A 21,809-nucleotide genomic window follows, 5' to 3' on the forward strand; every position below is an offset into this window, starting at 1 on the left:
AACAATAACGTCGCGAAGAGAACAAACCGCATAACTATCCATGGATATTTTGATTTGTCATACAAATACCATAGCCCGCCGCTAAAGATAACCGAAATGTTTTATTTTTGTTACGGGTTATCGTGGAGTTTGATATTTGAAACATAAAAAGCCTCAATAAATCCAGCTATCTAAGACCATCGGCTACTGTGCTTAGCTTAAACAAAAGTCTAGTATGGAGGAATAAATTAAACGCTTGTTTGAATGCGATAAGGATACCCATGAACCCTACACATCATCATAACCCCTACGCGTTAGGACTCGACCAGAACCTTGCTAACTTTGCGGCTTTAAGCCCGCTGTCTTTTATCAAACGAACCGCGGCGGTGTACCCCAATCATCTGGCGGTTATCCATCAGCAAACCCGCCGCACCTGGGCCGAAACCTATGCGCGCACGCAGCAGCTTGCCAGTGCATTAACTCAGCGGGGAGTCGATAAGGGCGATACGGTAGCTTTTATCTCGCCCAATCTACCGGAACTGTTTGAGGCGCACTTTGGCGTGCCGATGATTGGCGCGGTGTTAAATGCGGTGAATATTCGTCTGGATGCCGAAGCCATCGCGTTCATTCTGCAGCATGGTGAGGCCAAAGTGGTAATGGTCGACCGTGAGTTTTCTGAAGTGGTTGGTAAAGCGTTAAAAATGCTCAGCAAGCGGCCATTGGTTATTGATATTGATGATCCCTATTACGAAGGCGGTGAGTTGATTGGTGAAATGGATTATGAAGCATTTATCGCCAGCGGTGACGCAGCGGGGTTTGAATGGTCGCTGCCTGAGGATGAATGGGACGCCATTACGCTTAACTATACGTCGGGCACTACCGGCGATCCCAAGGGTGTGGTGTATCACCATCGTGGCGCATATTTAAATGCGTTGAGCAATATTGTGTCATGGAATATGGCGCCGCATCCCCGTTATTTGTGGACGTTACCCATGTTCCATTGTAATGGCTGGTGCTTCCCCTGGACCATTGCCGCTAATGCCGGGTTAAGTGTGTGCTTACGCCACGTTCGCCCTGATGCCATTTACCAGGCCATTAAAGACGACGGGGTGAACTATTTTTGTGGGGCGCCTATTGTGCTGAATATGCTCAACAACGCGCCGGATGAGTTAAAACAGGGCATCGAACATCAGGTGAGTGTGATGACGGCGGGCGCTGCGCCACCGGCGGCGGTGATTCAGGGCATGGAGGAGATGGGCTTTGCGGTCACTCATGTTTACGGCCTCACCGAAACTTACGGCCCTTGTGTAGTCTGCGCCTGGCACGATGAGTGGGACGAGCTGCCCAATGAAGAAAAGGCCAGAAAAAAAGCGCGGCAAGGCGTTAAGGTCCCCATGCAGGAAGACATTATGGTGGCCAATCCCACTACCCTTGAACCGGTGCCTCAGGATGGCAAAACCGTTGGTGAAATTTTCATGCGTGGGAATGTGGTGATGAAAGGGTATTTGAAGAACCCGTCAACCACTGATGAGTCTTTCGAAGGTGGCTGGTTTCATTCCGGTGACTTGGCGGTATGGCATGCCGACGGTTATGTGGAAATCAAAGACCGTTCCAAAGACATTATCATCTCTGGTGGGGAAAATATCTCGAGTATCGAGGTTGAAGATGTGCTTTATCGCCATCCGGCTATTATTGAAGCGGCTGTAGTGGCACAACCGGACGAAAAGTGGGGGGAAGTGCCGGCCGCGTTCATTAAACTTAAAGAGGGGATGCAGGTTAGCGGCGAAGAGGTGATAGAATTTTGCCGCAATAATATGGCGCGTTTTAAGGTGCCTAAGAATATTATCTTTGGTGAGTTGCCTAAAACGTCCACCGGTAAAATACAGAAGTTCGTACTGCGCAATCAGGTAAAAGAAAGCTGATTACACGTGTGGGGGCGGCTGGCACCGCTCCCACGAGGCTTATAAATACCCTTCGCCCGCAGCAACGGTAAAGGCCATTTCCAGCAGCCAGTCCGGGTCGGCCAGCTCCACTTTTACGCACGCACGGCTTGGTGCCGTCCCTTCATCAAACCAGGCATCCCATACGGCATTCAGGCGGTCTACCAGGCTAAAGTCAGTAATATAGATTGTCACACTTAAGATGCGTGACTTATCGCTGCCGATTAAAGCAAGAGACGCTTCGGCCTGGGCAAAAATGGCGCTGACCTGACCTTCAATGTGGAGGACTTCGTTTGTTTCAGGCACTTCTACAAAGTTGGCGATGCCGTTGAAAACGGTGATATCTGACCAACGTTGGGTGGGATTAATACGGTGGATTTTCATGTGTTTTCTCTTTACTAAGGATAATACTGATCGTCTGACTCACGCAGGGTTTCTTCGGTAACGTGGAGCACTTCCTGCTTTTGATTGGTAAGTTTGGTGTGTTTCCAGGTGCCTCGGGCCAGCCAGCAAATACTCACAATGCCAATCAGGATATTGGTGGCTGCAAAGGCCCACCAGATACCGGCTTTACCGAGCTCTGTGTGTTTCGATAAGACAAACGCTATGGGGAATAAAAACATCCACTGCGACAATAGCGATAGCACCATGGCGTTCATCATATTACCGGAGGCTCTGAACGCGCCGGTAATACAAACCTGTATCGCCATACCGCCCCAGGTGAGCGCCATTACTTCGACAAACTCAGCGCCGGTGGCAATGACTTCGGGTTGCTCGGGCACGAAAAACGCGATGATTTGCGGGGCCAGCAAAAAGCTCAGGATGCCAACTAACGTCAGCGACACGAAGCCCCAAATGGCCCCGGTAACCGCCGCTTGCGAAGCGCGCTCTATCTGACCGGCGCCCAGGTTCTGCCCAACCAGAGTAGAGATGGCCATCCCCAGGCCCAGTGCCGGGATGGTAACAAACATCAAAATATTATTACCTACGCCATAAGAGGCAATGGTCACCGTACCGAAACTGGCCACCAGAAACGACATAATGATTTGCCCAAGGGCCCGCGCAGAGAGATCCACCGAGCCGGGAATGCCTAAGAAAAAGGCGCGGCGAATATAACTGTAATCGGGAATAAAGTAGCGCAACCGAACATGAATGCCATGGCGGCCTTTGAGCAAAATGCCAATGCCTATTACGGCGGCCAGCGCCTGGGTAACCAAAGTGGCGAGGGCTGCGCCGGTAACACCTAAACCGGTAAAACTGCCATACCCAAAGATAAACAAGGGGTCGAGGACCAGGTTAAGCAACACGGTACCAAGCACAATCAGCAGCGGTATACGCACCTCGCCCACACCGCGCATTAATGCCTGGAACATGTTGAAGGTAAATACAAAGATCACGCCGATGAAAGAGACATGCATAAAGCTCAGTGCGTTGCTGTAAACCTCGGGTTCTACTTTCAGCAGAGTCAGAAAATGGGGCGATAACCAATATCCGCAAGTACCCAGTATTGTGGACATTACCAGTACCATTAATAAGGTTTGTGCGGAGACTTTGTCGACCTCATCCCTGCGCCCGGCGCCCATATACTGGGCGGCCAGTGTGGCGCCGGCCATGGCAAGGCCCGCCCCTATGGCTATCACCAGAAAGGTTACCGGCATACTAATCGACACGGCGGCAACTTCCGCCGGACCCAGGCGACCCACCCAGAACGCATCAGTTAACTGATAAGCGGATTGCAGAAGCTGGCTGATCACTATGGGAATGGCAAGCGATAGCAGTGCCTTATGAATGGGGCCGGTGAGAAGTTGTGATGAATGGGCCATGCAAGCTCCGTAGCAAAAGACGCGCTATGGTACCCCGACCCCGCTGAAAAAACACGGCTGTCAAACCTGCGGATTTGGCATTTTATATATTCAAAAGCACAGGTCAGCACGCCCTAGCGGCGACGCCGTTTGCCGGCTTTTCCTTTGCTGGCAGTTTCACCCAGGGCGTTAGCGCGCAGAGACTTTTTCGATGGTTTGCGTCGGGTGTTACCAGCACTTTCCTGTGTGGCTGGGTTGGGCTCAAAACCTTCCACCCACTGAGGAATAAAATGTTCGCCGGTGAGCTTTTCAACGTCCTCAAGCAGGTATTTCTCTTTATGGGAAACCAGCGATACTGCCAGCCCTGCTAAACCGGCCCGGCCAGTGCGACCTATGCGGTGGATATAGTCCTCGGCGTTATAGGGAAGCTCAAAGTTGATGACATACTGTAACTGCTGGATATCAAGGCCCCGGGCGGCCACATCGGTGGCAACCAGTGCGCGGACCTGGCCGGTTTTAAAGGCTTCCAGAGCACGTTCGCGTGCGCCTTGCGCTTTGTCGCCATGAACGGCCGAGGCAGTGATGCCGTCTTTGCCAAGCTCTTTGGCCAAGGCATCCACCGCCTGCTTGGTGCGGGTAAATATGAGTACCTGCTGCCAGTTGTTAGCACCAATCAGGTAAGCCACCAGAGCCGCTTTTTTGTGACTGTCCACTTCATAGATGCGTTGTTCAACTTTTGCGGCAGTGGTATTCCTTTCGGCCACTTCAATGAGTGCCGGATCTTTCAGCAGGGTGTTTTTGAGGGCAAACACCTCATCGTTAAACGTGGCACTGAAAAACAGCGTCTGGCGCTCTTCTGGCAAGTGTCGGAGGATGCGCTTGATATCGATAATAAAGCCCATATCCAACATCCGGTCGGCTTCATCGAGTACCAGCGTTTGCAGGTTGCTCAGGTCAATAAGCTCCTTGATAACCAGTTCCAGTAACCGCCCGGGGGTGGCAACCAATACGTCACAGCCCTGGTTTAATGCTTCAATCTGCGGGTTGATGCTTGCTCCGCCGTAGGCTACTACCGAGCGTAAGCCGGTATTCTGGCTGTAGGTAACAAAACTCTGGTGTACCTGCTGGGCGAGCTCGCGCGTTGGGGTAAGCACTAACACACCAATGGCGTTTTGGGGGCTTTGGTCGGTCAGGTACCGCTGAATTAACGGCAAGGCAAACGCCGCGGTTTTGCCCGTTCCGGTTTGTGCCCCGGCCAGTACGTCGCGCCCGTCCAGTACCTCGGGTATGGCAGCCTGTTGAATAGGCGTTGGAGTTTGATAGCCAAGCTCGTCAAGGATGGCTAACAATTGGGTGTGCAGCCCCAGGTCGGAAAAACGCATAACTTACATCGCTACTGATTAAAAAAGACAGTGCTATTGTAGCACTTTAACGGTTGGCAGCTTAGCTGTAGTTTATGTCCGGATATCTGTTTTTATTCACCACGCATTGAAAGCGGATACTTAAGACCAACTTATAGGATAGGCAACTATAAAGGAATGAGCCGGTGACGTTCGTTAAACGCATTTTACTTGTGGTATTCATTTTCAACCTTGTTGGCTTAACACCGGCGTTGGCCCCTGCATTTGCGGCAAATGAACCTTTGCTAGCGAAGCAGGAAGTCCATGATGCAGTGACCCAGCTGATAAGCGCCGTTAAGCAGGAGTATATACGCGACGACGCACGTCATGACACGGTTGAATTACTTAACAATGCTCTGCAGCGAGGTGACTTTAACGGTCCGTTTTCTTTCGGTCGCCTGAAAATAAAACTGGAGTCCATGCTTTACTCAATAAGTCAGGATTCCAACTTCGAACTGCACTGGCAGTCCGGGCTAAACGGCACCGCGATGGCTGGTGATGTGCTGCCCGGCGCGCTTCAAACGCAAATGCTGGAGGGCGATATTGGCTACCTCGCCGTCGATGGTGATTTATTGGATGAGCAGTGGCAGGCAGAAATTGATAAAGCGATGGCTTTTTTAGCTGGCAGTAAGGCAATTGTGATCGACCTCAGAAGTGCTGGAATGACTTCATTGCCGGTCTCGCAACAGTTTCTGAGTCATTTTATGCCAGTCGGAAAGCCGCTCTCGATGGTTACTTTTGCCCACAATAATCGCACTCCTTTGTTGGCAGAGAAGGTGACGAATCCGGTTGACAGAGACAAGCCGCTGTTTATTGTTACATCGCCTTTTATTGCCGGTTCCTGGGAGTTCGTCGCTTTCACATTACAGCAAGCCGACCGGGCGACGATAGTGGGCATGCCAACCATTGGCCTGGGTTATATGACCACCGTGAAGAAACTGAGTGAGCATTTAAGCATGGTGATGGCTTACGCTGAGCTGCAACATCCACAAACCGGCGATAGCTGGAAAAGTAGCGGCGTTATACCTGATGTGCAAACTGACGCTGGCGAAGCGGTGTCTGAAGCGCTTAAGCTGGCAACTGAGGCATTATAAATAGAAGTTTGCTGATTTAAAAAAGGGCATAAGTGCTTATGCCCATTTTTTTGAATGTTAACCAGCCGGGTAGGGCGATGGGCCGCCTTCGGCAATAAACTTATCGACTCGTTCTTCCAGAACCGCAAGGGGCACTGAGCCCATTTGCAGGATCATGTCGTGGAAGTTACGAATATCGAACTGCTCACCAAGGGCCGCTTCCGCACGTGCGCGGTATTCAACAATGGCCATCTGGCCAAGATAGTAGGAGAGTGCCTGTCCAGGCCAGGCGATATAGCGGTCTACTTCGGTGGTGATTTCATGAATCGACAGCGCGGTGTTCTCTTTCATAAAATCCTGCGCCTGTTTACGGGTCCAGCCCTTGGCGTGGATACCGGTATCAACCACTAAACGAGCCGCTCGCCACATCTGGTAGCTGAGCATGCCAAATACCTCGTAAGGGGTATGGTAAAGGCCCATTTCTTCACCTAATAACTCGCTGTACAGTGCCCAGCCCTCACCGAATGCAGAGATATAGCTCTTGCGGCGAAACTCAGGAATGGCATTGTTTTCCAGTGACAGCGGCATCTGGAACGCATGACCCGGGGCCGATTCGTGCAGCGTGAGCGCCGGTAACGAATACAGTGGGCGCGAAGGTAAGTCGTAGGTGTTTACCCAGTAAGTCCCCGGGCCACCGCGGCCAGCGGTATAAAATGGCGCGATGTCATCCGGCACTTTAATAATGGCAAAACGTTTACGGGGCAGGTGACCAAACCATTGGCCTGCCACGGCATCAAATTCCTTGGCAGTCCAGGCCGCGCGGTCGAGCAGTGCCTGTGGTGTACCAACATAAAATTGCGCGTCGGTGCGCAGGAAGGTTAAAAAGGCCTGTAAGTCACCGTCAAAGCCTACCTCGGCCATTACTTCATGCATGCGCTGGCGGATTTTGGCGACTTCATCCAACCCTATCTGATGGATTTCTTCAGCGCTCAAATCCAGCGTGGTGTACTTCTTAATTTGCGCCTGATAATAGGCTTTGCCATCGGGCAGGTCATAACCGGCAATCGAAGGCTGGGCATTAGGAATGTAGTCTTCCTGCAAGAAAGTCAGTAATGTCTGATGAGCGGGAATAACATATTCGGCGATAGCGGCTTTGGCTTTGGCCTGCAATTGCGCTTGTTTTTCTTCACTTAAGCGGGAAGGCATTTTCTTAAACGGCTTGAAATACATGTTATCCGCGCCTTTTGCTTCCACTACCGAGATCACTGACGCATCACGGCCCTGTAAGGAAATCTTCGGTAACGTAAACTTACGCGCCAGGCCAAGCTTCATATTGGCAATTTGCTGATCGAAATAGCGCGGCATGTCTTGCAGCCACTGTATGTAATTCTCGAAATCCTGCTCGCTATGAAAGGTTTCACGGGTGATATAGGCCAGGTTGCTCCAGAACGCCGTATCACCAAGTAAAGGCTTTTCGTAGGTTTTAAACTGCTGGTCGGCAATCAGGTTTTCAACTTGCAGGCGATACACCGCGTAGTTGATTTGATTGGTTTGTGATAAGGCGTCTACGTCGATAGCGTTGAGCTGTGCCAGGGTCTCCTGCCACCGGGCGAGACGTTTTTGCTGAGTAGGAATGCTAACATCCGGCAGGCTCGACGGCGCGCTGGTGGTATTACTGTTCTCATCGGTAGCGTCTTTATTCTGGCGCCACGCCCACTCTGCCTCATACAGCGCTTCAAAGCGGCTGTCGGCGCTGTTCTGAACCACACTGGTGGTAGCTGACGGCGAAGAAGTGGAAGAGCAAGCCGTTACACCGATGGCTGAACACGCCATCATTACCGATAAAGCTACTATTTTTACTGGGTTGGGGGATTGAGCTGTGAGCACCAGAGTCTCCTGTTTTTGTTCTATGCGGATATCATTCATTCTATCGTATCTTACTCATACTGCCTCAGTGAAACGCCCTGAGCGAGAGGAAACCGTCAGGTTGCCGGTCTGGGGAGACTAAATCCCGGGTGGCTGCCTGTTGCCAGCCAGGCGCATAAGTTATAGTGACCGCTATCTGAAAGCCGGAATTTTCACAGGAGTAAGGTATGCAAAAAGGTATAGGCGGGGCAAGCAAAGCGTCGGCACTCGCGACATTGACCGACATGACAAAAGACACCCGCCCGGTAGATAAAGCCGAATACACCCGTCGTATCGACAAAGCGCAGCGTTATATGCGCGAGCATCAAATTGCAGCTATTTACCTTAATGCCGGGACGAATTTAAGTTATTTCACCGGCATGGACTGGTACCCCAGCGAACGGTTAGTGGGGGCGATACTGCCCGCCAACGGTGAGGTAATTTACATTGCTCCTTTGTTTGAAATTGATTCGCTGTCGGAGCGTCAGGTGATTGCCGGCGATATTGTTGGCTGGCAGGAACACGAAAGCCCCTATGCGCTGGTGGCCAGCGTTTTAAAAGACGTTGGTGTTAACGGCGGTGATCTGCTGGGTGTGGATGAAGCCACGGCGTTTTTCATTGTTGATGGTTTTAACAAAGCCATGCCGGATATTGAAATCATTAATGCCAGTGGCGTGACAGCCCATTGCCGTATGCATAAATCGGCCAGCGAACTGGCGCTTATTCAGCGCGCGATGGACATGACATTGGCAGTCCATCAGGCCACCGCCAGCATATTACATGAAGGGATCACCACCACCGAGGTAGAACAGTTTATTCATGACGCGCATAAAAAGGTGGGCGCCAGCGGATCGTATTTTTGTATTGTGCTGTTTGGCAAAGCCACCTCTTTTCCTCATGGCGTAAAAGATCCGCAGGTATTAAAACCCGGCGATCTGGTGCTTATCGATACCGGTTGTAAGTTACATGGCTATTTGTCGGACATTACCCGCACCTATTCCTTTGGTGGAGCCAGCGAAAAACAGGCCCGTTTGTGGCAGGCCGAAAAAGACGCGCAACTGGCGGCTTTTGCTGCGGCGGCCAATGGCTCGCCCTGTGGTGACGTTGATGCCGCGGCCCGGGTTAGTCTGGAAAGTGCTGGCCTTGGACCTGATTACGATTTGCCGGGATTACCTCACCGCACCGGCCATGGCATCGGCATGGATATCCACGAATGGCCTTATCTGGTAAAAGACAATCCGCAGCCATTAGCCCAGGGCATGTGCTTTAGTAATGAACCAATGATAGTGGTGCCTGGCGAGTTCGGGATCCGCCTGGAAGACCATTTTTATATGGCAGAGGACGGCCCGCGCTGGTTTACCGCACCGGCTCAGTCCATCGATAACCCCTTTGGGCTGTAACTGTAACAAAGTGTGGCAAAAGCTTGATATTGATTGCAAAGCCACCCACGTTAAGTAATACATTCAGGGATTAGCAGGATAAAGGGGCGGGAGGACTACCATGCGAAACTTGCTGGACAGTGTGCTTAAACCGGTCAGACGGGCGTCTGATGCCGGCTCGGCACAATTTGCCGAATGGTTTATGCAGTCGCGCCACCGTTTTACCATTACCGGCTTAAGCCGCAGTGGTAAATCCATGCTGTTTACCAGCCTGATGACCATCTTAAAGTACCGCAGTGAGCAGCAGTATCAGTGTCTGCCGTTGCTCCATTACCTGCCCATGGATCTGGTTGAGAACATGTGGGTGGAGCCACTGGGCGACCTGCCTGAATTCCCGGTAGCAGAGCACATGGCGGCGCTGGAAAAAGGTGAATGGCCGCCAGCTACCGAGTCAGTGGCTGGCTTTCAGTTAACGGTGCGACTGCGCCAGACCCATGGCGTTAAAAAGTACCTGCTGCCGTTTACCGATATCGTGTTTGAGTTTATTGATTACCCCGGCGAGTGGCTCACCGACTTACCCATGCTGGATAAAACCTTTACGCAATGGTCGGACTCCGCCTGGGCGCAGCAAATGAATGAGCCGCAGAATCAGTTTGCTAAAGACTGGCATGCGGCGGTGAGTGAATTCGATTTTGAACAGCCGCCCACCCCTGATGCAATTAATTTGCTGGTGACCCAATACCGTGAGTACCTGTTGGCTGCCAAAGCCCAGGGCATCTCCATGCTGCAACCCGGCAGTTTTCTTATTCCCGGGTCGGGGTTCGACTGGCAGGAATATGGCTTTACGCCATTGCCGTCACGGATAAGCAGTGATTTATCCAGCCCCTGGACACAACGTTTTAGTCATCATTTTGAGGTGTTTCAGAAACGCTGGCTGGCAGATTTAAAACAAAGTACGTTTCGCGAGACAGACAAACAAATCATCCTGGTCGACCTTTTCGAAGGCTTAAATCACAGCAAAAGTCACTTATATCAGCTGCGGGAAACCTTAAGCAATTTGGCGCAAACCTTTCTGTATGGCGATCCGGGCTGGGTGCAACGCCATCTGTTGCGCCAGCAAAAAATTGCCAAAGTCGCCTTTGTTGCCACCAAAAGCGATCTCATTCCGGCGGCCCAGAAAGACAACCTGCTGGCGCTGCTTAAAGATGTAACCCGGGGCGCAACGGCCCAGCTGGATAAAGACGAAATCCAGTTTGAACACTTTCTGGTCTCGGCCATTCAGGCTACCGATGCCGGTTCAAATGAGCAGGCACTGCGCTATGTAAACAAGGATGGTCGGTATATGGAAGCGACCTTTGAACCCTTACCTGACTCGCTGAAAGCCATGCCAGGCGAGGAGCATTATCCGGCGTTACCCGCCGGTGTCCCAAGAGACCATCTGGCGCGCATTTTAAATGGCAATGGCCTGGACAGGCTGTTTCAGTATCTACTGGAGGACTAACCGTGAGCACCACAGAAAAAACCTATCGCTCCAAAGTCACACAAACGGAAATTGATATGCAGCCACCGGATCATGCCATGCCGGTTAAACGCGACGCTGAGACGCTCACCGTGGTAGAACCCGCCAAAGGCTTTTCTGCTAAGTGGCTGGCGCTGCTTTCTGGAATTGGCTGTGTGGTTGGGTTTAGCCTGTTTGAAGCGGTCACCTTCATAGAGAGCAACTTTGCTTCCTCGCCGGTGGCCACTTCAGTGTTGGCCGCGGTGCTGGGGATATTTGTGCTAAGCGTATCGTTCATGACCCTCGGCGAGGTGCGGGGCTATCGCAAAGTCACTCAATTTATTCATCGCCGGCCAAAGTTATCAGAACTGGCGCGCAACGACGCCAGGCAGGCAACGCTGGATGCATTGCAGCTGCACGCCAGCCAGTTTACCCGCCACAGTTATGCTGAGCAGTGCTACAAGCGTTTTACCGGCTTATTAAAGGCCGATCATTCCAGTGCCGAGATTGTGGAAATGTACCGCCAGTTTGTTGCTGAGCCGGTGAAAGCCAAAGCCAGTGAAGTGGTGAAAAGGGAATCCATGGCCAGCGGCAGCATGGCGTTTATCAGTCCGAATCATCTTATTCAGTCGTTAATGATTTTGTGGATCAGCATGCGCACCATTAAACGGGTGGCGAAAGTATACGGGCTGCGACCGGCAACAGCAGGTAACTGGAAGCTGATGAAAATTCTGGCTCAGAACCTGGCCGCGCAAAGCATTTTCGATCTGGCCACCGATGAAATGACCAATCAGCTCAGTGGCTCGTTAGCTGCCAAGCTGATGGAAAACTCTGCCGAAGCGGTGGCGGCTGGCGCACTTAACGTGCGGTTGGGTAAAACCCTGATGCGCCTGCTGGAAGAAGAGAAATAGCGCTTCGTCTGGTGGGTAGTTTATCGGTAAAAATAGCGCGTTGAGCGTTTACTCCGTTGTCTGGAAGGAACCAAAACCCATTTTGTTATTCGAAACACACCGTAACGATGTAAATTAAAAACAAAAATGGCCGTGCAAAACAAAGGAACACCATGATTACACGACGACAGTTTACCGTCGCCCTGGGAACGCTGGCAGCCGCCGGTATGTCAGGCGGCCTCTTCAGACAGCCCATGGCTGCCACCAACGTTAGTATGAAAACCAGTGCCGGTTATGGCCCGCTTATTAACGACCCTAATGGCATACTGTCACTACCGGAAGGGTTTACTTATAAAATCTTATCTTCTTTCTCACAGAAAATGGATGACGGCCTGCAAGTACCCGACCGCGCCGACGGGATGGGGTGTTTGCCGCTGGATGAAAACCGGGTGGCATTAATTCGCAACCATGAATTGCAGCCTAAGCATTTGAGCGAGTTTGGCCCAGGGCAACCAGAGCCGTTTAAGTCACCCTTGTCTTACGACAATAATCAGTACGACGAAGCCCTGCCAGGTGGTACCACTACGATTGTGTACAACACCCAAACGGGTAATAAAGAACGGGAATATCTGAGCCTGGTTGGCACCGTGCGCAATTGCTCTGGCGGGATCACCCCCTGGGGGAGCTGGCTTACCTGCGAAGAAAGCGTGGATACGCCGTCTGACGAAGGGGATAAGTATCATGGCTATGTGTTTGAAGTGCCTGCTACCGCGGAAGGGCTGGTTGAGGCAAAGCCCCTGAAAGCTTTAGGACGTTTTAATCATGAAGCCGCCTGTGTGGATCCTGAAACCGGTATTGTTTACATGACCGAAGACCGGGGTGACAGCCTGTTGTATCGTTTTATCCCCAATGAATATGGCAATCTGGCGGCGGGCGGAAAACTGCAGGCGCTGGCCGTGAAAGGCTATCCTAAATTTGACTCACGCAACTGGAACAAGCGTGAAATGCCAGTGGGTGAGTGGCTGGATGTAAGTTGGGTAGATATCACCTCGCCCGACAGCGCCGAAGATGATCTGCGTAAGCAAGGCTATCAGGCCGGGGCTGCGTTGTTTGCCCGGGGCGAGGGCATTCACTGGGCAGAGGACCGATTGTATTTCTGCTGCACCAACGGCGGCCATAAAAAGCTGGGGCAGGTGATGGCTTATAAGCCTTCTGCCTATGAAGGAAGCCCGGGCGAGAGTGATGCACCAGGTGTTTTGCAATTGTTTGTGGAAAGTGCCGACAGTCAAGTGCTGAACTTTGGCGATAACTTAACGGTAACACCCAATGGCCATTTGATTATTTGTGAAGATCAGTACACTGCCATTGTGGATAATCACTTACGTGGAGTGACTCCGGCGGGGGAAGTGTATTCTTTTGCGCAGTTGGCCCTGCAAACGGAGTTGGCGGGGGCGTGTTTCTCGCCGGATGGCAAAACACTGTTTGTGAACCTTTATTCCCCCACCAAAACCCTGGCGATTTCGGGCCCCTGGAATCACCTTAACGCTTAAGCGTTCAAAACGCGGCAGCCAACCCGGCTGCCGTGTTAAATTCAGAATAATTTTTCGTCTTTATTAGGAATAATTAATATTTTATTTCTACGAATAAGCTATTCCTGAGTAATAATTAATCACGTTATTGAATAAAAAAGCCCATGTTATTCCTCACAATGATATAAAAAACCTATCTGCTATTTTCGGATGTTTATTTTTTAAACTTATGAATTAAATAGTTTAAATTTTGATTAATCCGCGTTTTTTGCACAAACTTTAGTGTTAAACTCAATTCTGAACAGGCCGGTTTGTATTAGAATAGAATAAATAAAACCGTTGAGCCGAAAATTATTCTTGATCTGAGATAAAATATTTCAAAAAATATGAATAATTAGAAAAAATTATTCTTGACGTGTGGTCGTGCTGTGGGTTAAATGTTGACCATAAGTGGTAATTTAGCCGCACTAAAAACAGTAAAAGGGTCACTCTCATGCATAAGGAACTCACGTCAATAAGGGCGAGATTTGCCGGCCAGTATCTGTCTGGTCAGATTCGTCAGGCAATTCGTCAATCCTGGAAAAACCGTTCAACTTCTACTGCCGCCGTTATGTTTGCCGGCGCGATGGCTGCGGGCATCTGTGCGCCAGTACAAGCCCAGCAAATTACCGGCAGTATTAAAGGTACCGTAACCGCGCCCGGCGGGGATGTAGCGGTAAGTGGAGTGCAAGTCGTTGTAACCAGCGACGTGATGCCCAAGCCGCGTTCGGCAACCACACGTCCTGACGGTACGTTCTCATTACCCTACCTGCTCCCAGGGAGTTATGATGTAACCTTTACCTTTGCCGATGGCTCGAAGCGCACAACCAGTACTATGGTGCTGCTGGAGCAGGCGTCGGTGATTAACCTGGCTTATGAGCCCGCTCAGGCTGAGCGCATTGCCGTTTACGGCACCGCGATTGTTACTGAAGGTGACTCTGCGCTGACTAACTCATTTGGCGAAGACGTTATTGCTAATATGCCGATTGGTCAGTCTTACCGCGACATGCTGAAAATTCTGCCAGGTGTGGAATACAGCGAAAATAGCACGCTTGGGCCCTCAGCCGGTGGTTCGGGTGTGGATAACAGCTATGCACTGGATGGTGTGGACTTATCTTTACCGATGTTTGGTAACTTATCTTCCGAGCCAGCCACTCACGATATTGCTTATGTGTCTGTCGACCGCGGTGGTGCTAAAGCGATTGGCTTTAATCGTGCCGGTGGTTTTGCGGTTAACTCTGCTACGAAATCGGGTACTAATGAGTTCCATGGTAGCCTGGAATACCGACTGCAAAATTCAGGATTCACTTCCACGCCGGTGGATGGCGTGATCAGCGATGTCGACCGCAGTTGGATTATTGCCTCGGTTAGTGGTCCCATTCTGGAAGATCAGCTGTTTTTCTATGGCTCGTATTTCCGTCCTGAAGTGAACGGCGATAATAAAATCACAGCATACGGCCCAACCAAATCTTACGAAAACACCCGTGATGAGTATTTCGGAAAGCTCACCTGGGCACCCACCGAAGATATTTTGCTGAATGTTAGTCAGCGTGTGTCAGATCGACAGGAAGTGGGCGGGTCCATTGGTGAATTTGAAACAGACAGTGTGTCTCTGGGGTCTGAAGCGCAAATTAAGATCACCGCAGTAGATGGCTCATGGTTATTAGGCGATACATCGAGCCTGAACTTTAAGTATGCCAAATATTCTGAAGACGGCAGCTCACGTCCGGACGTGGAATTAGGTTTTATGCCGGCATTAGGTGATTCACTGGATATCGGCAACCTCGATCAAATGGGTTATTTCGGTGTACCGAGCTTACGTGATTACCCTGACGGTGCAACCGCTGATGAAATCGCTGCTATCGACGCCTTTAATGCTTCAGCTGCGCCGTTAATTGCTCAGTATGGTTATGTGGGTGATGACGGTGACTTAAGCGGTGGTGCCGGCATTGGTGCCTACCCAACTTATAACAATCAGGACTTTGCCCGCGAATCCTTTCAGGTGGGTTTCGATACTGAAATCTACACCGGTGAGATGACGCACTTCCTGCATTTCGGTGCACGTTGGTCTGAGCTGGAAGAAGACTTATCCCGCCTATCGAACGGCTGGGGCTCTATCAGCTACATCGGTGGTCTGGGCGCCGATGGTGGAGACAGCGATTTAACCAACGTCTTCTACGAAGCCTCTATTCAGCAAATGAGTCTGGTACAGGATGGCAACGCAGTCTCATCGATTACGTCTTATGCCGAGTCGATTGATTTTGAAATCAACGATGAAATTGAACACGGCGACTTTACCTATAACATTGGTGTTCTGGTAAGCCGCGACACCTTGTATGGTCAGGGTCTGCGTAAAAACAGCAGTAATGTATCAGGCTACGAGTTAGCGCCGGGTGAGAAATACGAAATGTACAAAACCGACTGGAAGGATATGATCCAGCCGCGTTTGGGCGTTACCTGGGAGTACGAAGAATCGGCGACTGTATTTGCTAATTACGCCAGCTACAACCCGAATGCCAGCTCACTGGCACGGGCTGCATCATGGGATCGTAATACCCGCCGTACCCTGTTAGTTCGTTTCGATGAGAATGGTGACTTTGTAGATGCCGGTGGTGCTGCAGGTTCGTCAGGTAAATTCTTTGCTGACAATATGCGTCCCCGTCGTATTGACGAATTCACCATTGGTACCACTAAAATGGTGACTAATGAGCTCTTCGTGCGCTCACACCTGCGTTATCGCTACGGCAGTCATTTCTGGGAAGATATGCCTAATGGTGCTCGCTTGTACGGCGACTACGGTGATTTCGGTGGTGTACCGGCCAATATAGCAGAAAAAGGCCTGTATATTCCTAACCTCGACGCCATGCGCGATGAAGTGGGCGGTTCGTCTTATGTTATCGCTGAAGTCGATGGCGGTCAGACCAAGTACTGGGAATGGAGTATCGAAGGTGAGTACCAGAATGATAAGTGGTATGTCAATGCGTCTTACGTCTGGAGCCACTACTACGGTAACTTCGACCAGGACAACACCACAGCAGGCAATGATGCCAACACCTTTATCGGTTCATCATTCTACGGTGACGGCCGCGGCCGCATGGTATGGGATAACCGTTACGGCAATATGATTGGTGATAAGCCGCATAAAGTAAAAGTGATCAGTACCTATACTGCTGACTGGGAAGGTGTGTTTGGTGCGTACTTTGTGTTCCAGTCGGGTGAAGCCTGGACTGCGTGGGATGGTACCCCTTACGGTTATTCATCAGGCACCAGCCGTTTTGCTGAACCGGCAGGTGGCCGCCGCGGTGCAAGCCACTGGCAAATGGATTTGAGCTATACGCAAAACTGGGAATTTGTGGAAGGTTACACTGCACGTTTCCGTGCTGATATCTTTAACGTGTTCGACAAGCAAACCGGCTATAGCTACAACCCTTATGTTGTTGATGAAAACTTTGGTACACCACGTCAATACTACAACCCACGCCGTATCCAACTGGCTGTAGGTGTGAAGTTCTGATTTCCGTATAACCTCGTTGACTCACGACGGTTGAGCCACCTCTTTGAGGTGGCTTTTTTATGGGCGATACTTATTTTGCCATGCAGAAGAAATTCAGTTTGTTGCCGTCGAGATCGCGGACATAAGCACAGTAGTAGGCTTCCATGCGAACGCCAGGCTCCCCTTCTGTGGTGCCGCCAAGCTCTATGGCCTTGGTATAAAACGCATTTACCTGATCAGGATCAGTAGCGGCAATTGCTACCATGCTACCGTTACCCACGGTCGCTGGCTTTTCATCATAAGGGGTTGCGATGGCGAACATCGGTGCGGCGGGGTTATTGCCCCAGGCAATCATGCGTGGTGCATCAATTGCGCGTTGAGCGCCAGCCAGACTGAGTAGTTCGTCGTAAAAGGCAGCGGCCTTTTCAATATTGTTAGTACCAACGATAGTGTAAGCAATCATGTAAAATTCCTTGTTATTAACAGGCCCCATTGGCTTGCAAAATAGTGTAGAGCAAGACATCCCGGTCAGGAATGAAAAATTATCCATCCTCAACAGGTCTTTGTTCTTATCTGGATATGGGGGAAAACAAATTAATCTCAACAAATAGTCTATCAGCCGTTAACAAAACCCGGTCTGCTATAGCCTGACTGGTCAAATTCTGGTAGTCTAAATGGGAATGATTGTTATTTAAGTGGTGCGCGGGTAACCGCTGCACAGTTTTGGCCAACAGGTGCCACTGATTAGGTGTTATTTAGTATGACGTTATGGGAATTAGGTAAGTCAAAGTCTGCCACGGTGACACAAATTGACGCCTCCCTCGATCAACAAATTATTGCCCGTCTGGGTGAAATGGGGCTTTCTTCAGGCCGCAAAGTCCAGTGTATCCGACGTGGTCCATTAGGTGGGCCAATGGTCATGCAGTTAGGTGGAAGTGTTTTTGCTATGGAGCACGACCTCGCCACCCGTATTCAGATTTCCCCCACTGACTGAAATATCCAGTTAGTTTAGATTCAGGACAGCCGTATTCATGCAACGCATTTTAATGGTAGGTAAACCCAATTGTGGTAAGAGTCTGCTCTTTAACCAGCTCACCGGGTTACGCCAGAAAGTCGCAAACTACCCAGGTATTACCGTCGAAATCACGCGCGGCAAGTGCGATAAGTTCGAGCTGGTCGATTTGCCCGGCGCGTATTCGTTAAACGGTCTGACCCGTGACGAAATTATTGCCGTGGATGAGATTCAACGCTCAGTTGCCGATGACGACACGTCTATGGTGCTGGTGGTACTCGACGCTACGCGTCTGGCGCAAAGCCTGGTGATGGGGTTGCAGGTTCAGCGACTGGCTTTTGAGCATAATAAACCGGTGATGTTTGCGCTCAACTTTATTGATGAAGTGAAGCGTGTTGGTGAGAATATTGATGCCGAAGGTTTATCCAAAGCGCTGGGCAGCCCGGTACTGGCCCTGTCTGCCCGCTCTCTGGACGGTCTGCACGAGTTTAAACAGAGCTTGTTGGGCATGGCTGGCGAACCTGAGCGTTTCGCCACCACCGACGGGACAGCCCATGAAGAGGTAGCTGAGCGTAGTCAGGAACTGGCCACGGAATTTGGTATTCAGCATGATATTGTGCTCAAAAATCAAAACCGTATTGATAACTTCATGCTCAACAACTGGACCGGTGGCATTATCTTTATTGCCGTGATGTTTGTGTTGTTCCAGAGTATCTTTACGCTGGCTACACCACTAATGGACGGTGTGGAAAGCTTTATTGAAACACTGGCCGGCGGTGTGGGGGCGGTGACCGCGGAAGGCGTGGTTCACGACTTTATTAACGATGCCATCTTTGGTGGCTTCGGTTCCTTCTTAGTGTTTGTGCCACAGATAATGGTTCTTACGCTGATCATCGGTTTGCTGGAAGACTCCGGCTATCTGGCCCGGGCGGCATTGATGTGCCACCGGCCGCTGAGCTTTTTTGGGTTGTCCGGTCGTAGTTTTATTCCTTATTTATCCGGCCATGCCTGTGCCATTCCGGCCATCATGGCAGCGCGAACCATAGAGTCGCCCCACAAGCGCCTGATCACCATGCTCACCATCCCACTGATGTCTTGTTCGGCAAGATTGCCGGTTTATGCTCTGTTGGTAGCCGTGTTGGTGCCCGCTAATGAAACCTTCCTGGGCATTTTTAATATGCAGGGTGCGGCATTTTTTGGCTTGTATTTCTTTGGTATTTTCATGGCGCTGGTGGTCAGTCAGATCCTCAATCGCTTCTTACCCCGGGATCTGGAAAAAACCGATATGCCGTTTATTCTGGAGTTGCCGACTTATCGTCTGCCGCACTGGAAGCCGCTATTCCAGCGAGTCGTAAACAGTGGAATCATGTTTATCAAACGTGCCGGTCCTATTATTTTCATGGTCTCTGTTGGCATCTGGATCCTCGGCTACTTTCCGCTTAATTCTACCTTGCAGGATTCCTGGTTAGGGCAGATTGGTCATGTTATCGAACCCATCTTTACGCCAATGGGACTGGACTGGCGCTATGGCGTGGCAATTTTAATGTCGTTCCTGGCCCGTGAAGTGTTTGTTGGCGCGCTGGGCACGCTGTTTGGTTTGGAAGGCGCCGATGAAGACGTGGCCGGCCTTGCTGAACGGGTACAGGCAGATGGCATGACTACCGAAGCCGGACTGGGCCTAATGTTGTTCTACGTGGTTGCACTGCAGTGCGTGGCAACCGTTGCCATGCTAAAAGGTGAAAGCGGTAGCAGCAAGTTGTCATGGGGGCTGTATGTGGCTTACGGGCTGTTGGCTTACGTGATAGCGGTGGCCGTGAATCAAATTGGCGGTCTGCTTTAACAGACCGCTCAATATATAATACATCAGCAGTGTTACTGGCAATGCGCACTCAGGCAGCGAGTCTCTGCTAAATGCTTTATGGCTAACACTTCGCCCTGCTTCGCTGCTTTGGCAATCCACTGTATACCTGATTCCGGTTGTTCGGTTACGCCTGCGCCTTTTATCAGTGCCATGCCATAGTGATACTGGGCAATCGGGTTACCGGCCTTCGCAGCTTTAGCCAGCCATTGGGTGGACAATACGGGTTGTGGGGCTCTGATGGTGCCTTGTTCATAGAGCAGCGCTAAATAGATCATGGCCGAAGTTGAACCTCGTTGCGCGCACTGAATCAGAAACTTTTCACTATCGCTGTGTAAGCCCCCCTTGTCGAGCAGGTAAGCGTTATAGCAAATGGTGCCTATGCGGTCAGGAAAACGGTCCATTTGTTCCTGATAGTAATGCCAGGAAAAGTCTGTGGGATTTAAGGCGCCGCCATAGTCGTCTATCTCGCCATCGAGAAATTGAGCTGCGCTCTTGAGAGGCAGGAAAATCATTAGCACCGAGACATAAAGAAAGATTTTCATCATTGCGGCCCCTTATAGCTGAACAGGGTAAAACAACACATTGAGCACCAGTAACAATGCCCAGAACCCCGTTTCAATCGTTTCTGTAACAGGCTGAATACGCAGCAAAGCCCCCCAAATGTGTACGATAACCATCAAAATACAAAACAGAATAAAGAACTGATAGATAAAGGGCGTGCCAAGGTTATAAATAGCGGCTTGCATAAACATGATATTGGTGACGATGGCAAAAGCCCCCAAACACCTTCCAAAGTATATTGTCAGATGTGTGTCATCAGGAATCTTCCACAGTAAAAGCTTTGCCCACAGACAAGGCTTAAAAAACAGCGGCAGGCTAAAAGCGAAAAACGTGATGAGCGCTATGACCAACAGATAAGTTTGTGCGTGTTCTGACCAAATTCCAATCCAGGACATTATGATACCTTTTGTTGCGAGTTAATCGGCCAGGACATTGGACCTGAAACGGCAACCGGATATGCCAGAAAAGGCGAAGTAATTCGCAAGAAATTTGCAAAATGGCGCTAAAAATGCGGATAAAGACTTATGCGGGAGGGCTAAATCGGTATCCCTGACCGTGTACGGTTTCGATGATTTTGGGCCGCTTTTTTTCGGGGTCCAATTTTTTACGTAAGGTGATGATGTGTTGTTCCAGCGCCCGGCTATTTTGAATAAATTCCCGGCCCCATGCTGCATCGTACAATTCTTGTTTTGTAACGACTTCGCAAGGGTGACTGGCGAAATGCTGCAGTAACTTTACGTCCCTGTCTGTGAGGTCAATGGCTAAGTCTTGCCGTAAACCACGCAGTTGTCGCGGGTAGACAGTCAGATCGCCCAAGGTAAACCCGGTTTCCTGGGGGAGTGGTACTTTGGTGATTGCAGGGCTTTGGCGGCGCCAGAAGAAAACGCAGATGCCCGATATAACCAGGAACATCAGACCGGCAATGAGCCAGCTATGGTTTGGCGATTCTGCGCCGGTGACCAGGAGTTGCTGATTGATCTGATTAGCCGAGACAGACAGTAAAGAGGCCAGTTGCTCAACATTGAGCAGCGCGCACACGAGCTGCTGCGTTCGATAGCAGTAAAATAATTCAGCACCCGATGCATCGACTTTTTCTGCCCGCCAGGGATGAGCACGCTCTGCCAGTGCTGTTAATCGTTTTTCAGCAGCGATAACCTGCTGATCCAGTACATGGAGTACCTGTGCGTTGGTCGGATAGCGTTGTTCACCATTGCTATCCCAAATCATTGCACTGGTGATAACTGGCGAAGCAGAGATATAAAGTCTGGTGCCTGCTATATCACTGCGCTCATTTAAGGTTGCAATATACTGCAACTCACTTTGCAGGTATTCGTTGAGTTCAGTACTTTTTGAGGCCGCGGCGGCGAGTCGTGGCGCGACGATCAGCATCGCAATCATAATGGTTAAAGCGAGAGTAAATCCATGCATAAGCCTACTCACAAGCCCGA

17 protein-coding genes are annotated in these 21,809 nt (G+C 50.5%); 9 read left to right on the forward strand and 8 right to left on the reverse strand.

What is annotated here, in order from left to right; genetic code table 11:
- Nucleotides 1–260 precede the first annotated feature (260 nt).
- Nucleotides 261–1,901 carry an acyl-CoA synthetase gene (locus AC27IB_RS09610; RefSeq protein WP_487120546.1) on the forward strand — a complete coding sequence of 547 codons (1,641 nt, stop codon included), beginning with the start codon at nt 261–263 and terminating at the stop codon, nt 1,899–1,901.
- 39 nt (nt 1,902–1,940) lie between these two features.
- Here AC27IB_RS09610 and AC27IB_RS09615 read toward each other — a convergent pair whose 3' ends face one another.
- From AC27IB_RS09615 to AC27IB_RS09625, 3 genes are all read right to left on the reverse strand, one after another.
- Nucleotides 1,941–2,303 (reverse strand): RidA family protein, encoded by a 363-nt coding sequence (locus AC27IB_RS09615; RefSeq protein WP_487120548.1) that lies wholly within the window; start codon nt 2,301–2,303, stop codon nt 1,941–1,943.
- Between the two features lie 14 nt (nt 2,304–2,317).
- The gene (locus AC27IB_RS09620; RefSeq protein WP_296049411.1) at nt 2,318–3,742 is read right to left on the reverse strand and encodes an MATE family efflux transporter; all 1,425 of its coding nucleotides are present in this window, start codon (nt 3,740–3,742) and stop codon (nt 2,318–2,320) included.
- Nucleotides 3,743–3,855: 113 nt separating this feature from the next.
- A complete protein-coding gene (locus AC27IB_RS09625; protein ID WP_487120550.1) occupies nt 3,856–5,103 on the reverse strand; it encodes a DEAD/DEAH box helicase in 1,248 nt (415 codons plus the stop codon).
- Between the two features lie 164 nt (nt 5,104–5,267).
- Here AC27IB_RS09625 and AC27IB_RS09630 point away from each other — a divergent pair, with 164 nt between their 5' ends.
- On the forward strand, nt 5,268–6,215 hold the full coding sequence (locus AC27IB_RS09630) for a S41 family peptidase (protein WP_487120552.1): 948 nt from the start codon (nt 5,268–5,270) through the stop codon (nt 6,213–6,215).
- Between the two features lie 57 nt (nt 6,216–6,272).
- Here AC27IB_RS09630 and AC27IB_RS09635 read toward each other — a convergent pair whose 3' ends face one another.
- Complete coding sequence (locus tag AC27IB_RS09635; protein WP_487120554.1) at nt 6,273–8,120, reverse strand: DUF885 domain-containing protein; 1,848 nt, start codon at nt 8,118–8,120, stop codon at nt 6,273–6,275.
- 167 nt (nt 8,121–8,287) lie between these two features.
- Between AC27IB_RS09635 and AC27IB_RS09640 the strand changes: the two genes are divergently transcribed.
- The 5 genes from AC27IB_RS09640 to AC27IB_RS09660 all read left to right on the forward strand — a co-directional run bounded on the left by AC27IB_RS09640 (nt 8,288) and on the right by AC27IB_RS09660 (nt 16,948).
- Entirely contained in the window at nt 8,288–9,499 is a 1,212-nt protein-coding gene (locus AC27IB_RS09640; RefSeq protein WP_487120556.1) for a M24 family metallopeptidase, read from the forward strand.
- Nucleotides 9,500–9,599: 100 nt separating this feature from the next.
- Entirely contained in the window at nt 9,600–10,979 is a 1,380-nt protein-coding gene (locus tag AC27IB_RS09645; RefSeq protein WP_487120558.1) for a YcjX family protein, read from the forward strand.
- Nucleotides 10,980–10,981: 2 nt separating this feature from the next.
- Complete coding sequence (locus tag AC27IB_RS09650; RefSeq protein ID WP_487120560.1) at nt 10,982–11,887, forward strand: DUF697 domain-containing protein; 906 nt, start codon at nt 10,982–10,984, stop codon at nt 11,885–11,887.
- A 152-nt stretch (nt 11,888–12,039) separates the two neighbouring features.
- On the forward strand, nt 12,040–13,416 hold the full coding sequence (locus AC27IB_RS09655) for an alkaline phosphatase PhoX (protein ID WP_487120562.1): 1,377 nt from the start codon (nt 12,040–12,042) through the stop codon (nt 13,414–13,416).
- 472 nt (nt 13,417–13,888) lie between these two features.
- Nucleotides 13,889–16,948: a TonB-dependent receptor gene (locus tag AC27IB_RS09660; protein ID WP_487120564.1), complete on the forward strand. Its 3,060-nt coding sequence runs from the start codon at nt 13,889–13,891 to the stop codon at nt 16,946–16,948.
- Nucleotides 16,949–17,018: 70 nt separating this feature from the next.
- Here AC27IB_RS09660 and AC27IB_RS09665 read toward each other — a convergent pair whose 3' ends face one another.
- The gene (locus tag AC27IB_RS09665) at nt 17,019–17,390 is read right to left on the reverse strand and encodes a VOC family protein (RefSeq protein ID WP_296049427.1); all 372 of its coding nucleotides are present in this window, start codon (nt 17,388–17,390) and stop codon (nt 17,019–17,021) included.
- Between the two features lie 297 nt (nt 17,391–17,687).
- Between AC27IB_RS09665 and AC27IB_RS09670 the strand changes: the two genes are divergently transcribed.
- Both AC27IB_RS09670 and feoB read left to right on the forward strand, forming a co-directional pair.
- Nucleotides 17,688–17,921 (forward strand): FeoA family protein, encoded by a 234-nt coding sequence (locus AC27IB_RS09670; RefSeq protein WP_296049429.1) that lies wholly within the window; start codon nt 17,688–17,690, stop codon nt 17,919–17,921.
- A gap of 37 nt (nt 17,922–17,958) precedes the next feature.
- Complete coding sequence (gene feoB, locus AC27IB_RS09675; RefSeq protein ID WP_487120566.1) at nt 17,959–19,779, forward strand: ferrous iron transporter B; 1,821 nt, start codon at nt 17,959–17,961, stop codon at nt 19,777–19,779.
- A gap of 32 nt (nt 19,780–19,811) precedes the next feature.
- Here the strand turns inward: feoB and AC27IB_RS09680 are convergent, their stop codons facing one another.
- From AC27IB_RS09680 to AC27IB_RS09690, 3 genes are all read right to left on the reverse strand, one after another.
- Nucleotides 19,812–20,345 carry a tetratricopeptide repeat protein gene (locus AC27IB_RS09680; RefSeq protein ID WP_296053732.1) on the reverse strand — a complete coding sequence of 178 codons (534 nt, stop codon included), beginning with the start codon at nt 20,343–20,345 and terminating at the stop codon, nt 19,812–19,814.
- Between the two features lie 9 nt (nt 20,346–20,354).
- Nucleotides 20,355–20,756 (reverse strand): hypothetical protein, encoded by a 402-nt coding sequence (locus tag AC27IB_RS09685; RefSeq protein ID WP_296053730.1) that lies wholly within the window; start codon nt 20,754–20,756, stop codon nt 20,355–20,357.
- Between the two features lie 127 nt (nt 20,757–20,883).
- Nucleotides 20,884–21,789: a winged helix-turn-helix domain-containing protein gene (locus AC27IB_RS09690; protein WP_487120568.1), complete on the reverse strand. Its 906-nt coding sequence runs from the start codon at nt 21,787–21,789 to the stop codon at nt 20,884–20,886.
- Between the last annotated feature and the right edge of the window lie 20 nt (nt 21,790–21,809).

The sequence above is a fragment of the Alteromonas sp. 4NH20-0104 genome (assembly GCF_057547795.1).

Excerpts from the sequence above, each read along its gene's own strand:
- AC27IB_RS09625 (WP_487120550.1), bottom strand. The coding sequence starts at position 5,103 with ATGCGTTTTTCCGACCTGGGGCTGCACACCCAATTGTTAGCCATCCTT.
- AC27IB_RS09655 (WP_487120562.1), top strand. The coding sequence starts at position 12,040 with ATGATTACACGACGACAGTTTACCGTCGCCCTGGGAACGCTGGCAGCC.
- AC27IB_RS09660 (WP_487120564.1), top strand. The coding sequence starts at position 13,889 with ATGCATAAGGAACTCACGTCAATAAGGGCGAGATTTGCCGGCCAGTAT.
- AC27IB_RS09620 (WP_296049411.1), bottom strand. The coding sequence starts at position 3,742 with ATGGCCCATTCATCACAACTTCTCACCGGCCCCATTCATAAGGCACTG.
- AC27IB_RS09690 (WP_487120568.1), bottom strand. The coding sequence starts at position 21,789 with ATGCATGGATTTACTCTCGCTTTAACCATTATGATTGCGATGCTGATC.
- AC27IB_RS09645 (WP_487120558.1), top strand. The coding sequence starts at position 9,600 with ATGCGAAACTTGCTGGACAGTGTGCTTAAACCGGTCAGACGGGCGTCT.
- AC27IB_RS09665 (WP_296049427.1), bottom strand. The coding sequence starts at position 17,390 with ATGATTGCTTACACTATCGTTGGTACTAACAATATTGAAAAGGCCGCT.
- AC27IB_RS09640 (WP_487120556.1), top strand. The coding sequence starts at position 8,288 with ATGCAAAAAGGTATAGGCGGGGCAAGCAAAGCGTCGGCACTCGCGACA.
- AC27IB_RS09615 (WP_487120548.1), bottom strand. The coding sequence starts at position 2,303 with ATGAAAATCCACCGTATTAATCCCACCCAACGTTGGTCAGATATCACC.
- AC27IB_RS09635 (WP_487120554.1), bottom strand. The coding sequence starts at position 8,120 with ATGAATGATATCCGCATAGAACAAAAACAGGAGACTCTGGTGCTCACA.
- feoB (WP_487120566.1), top strand. The coding sequence starts at position 17,959 with ATGCAACGCATTTTAATGGTAGGTAAACCCAATTGTGGTAAGAGTCTG.
- AC27IB_RS09680 (WP_296053732.1), bottom strand. The coding sequence starts at position 20,345 with ATGATGAAAATCTTTCTTTATGTCTCGGTGCTAATGATTTTCCTGCCT.
- AC27IB_RS09685 (WP_296053730.1), bottom strand. The coding sequence starts at position 20,756 with ATGTCCTGGATTGGAATTTGGTCAGAACACGCACAAACTTATCTGTTG.
- AC27IB_RS09610 (WP_487120546.1), top strand. The coding sequence starts at position 261 with ATGAACCCTACACATCATCATAACCCCTACGCGTTAGGACTCGACCAG.
- AC27IB_RS09670 (WP_296049429.1), top strand. The coding sequence starts at position 17,688 with ATGACGTTATGGGAATTAGGTAAGTCAAAGTCTGCCACGGTGACACAA.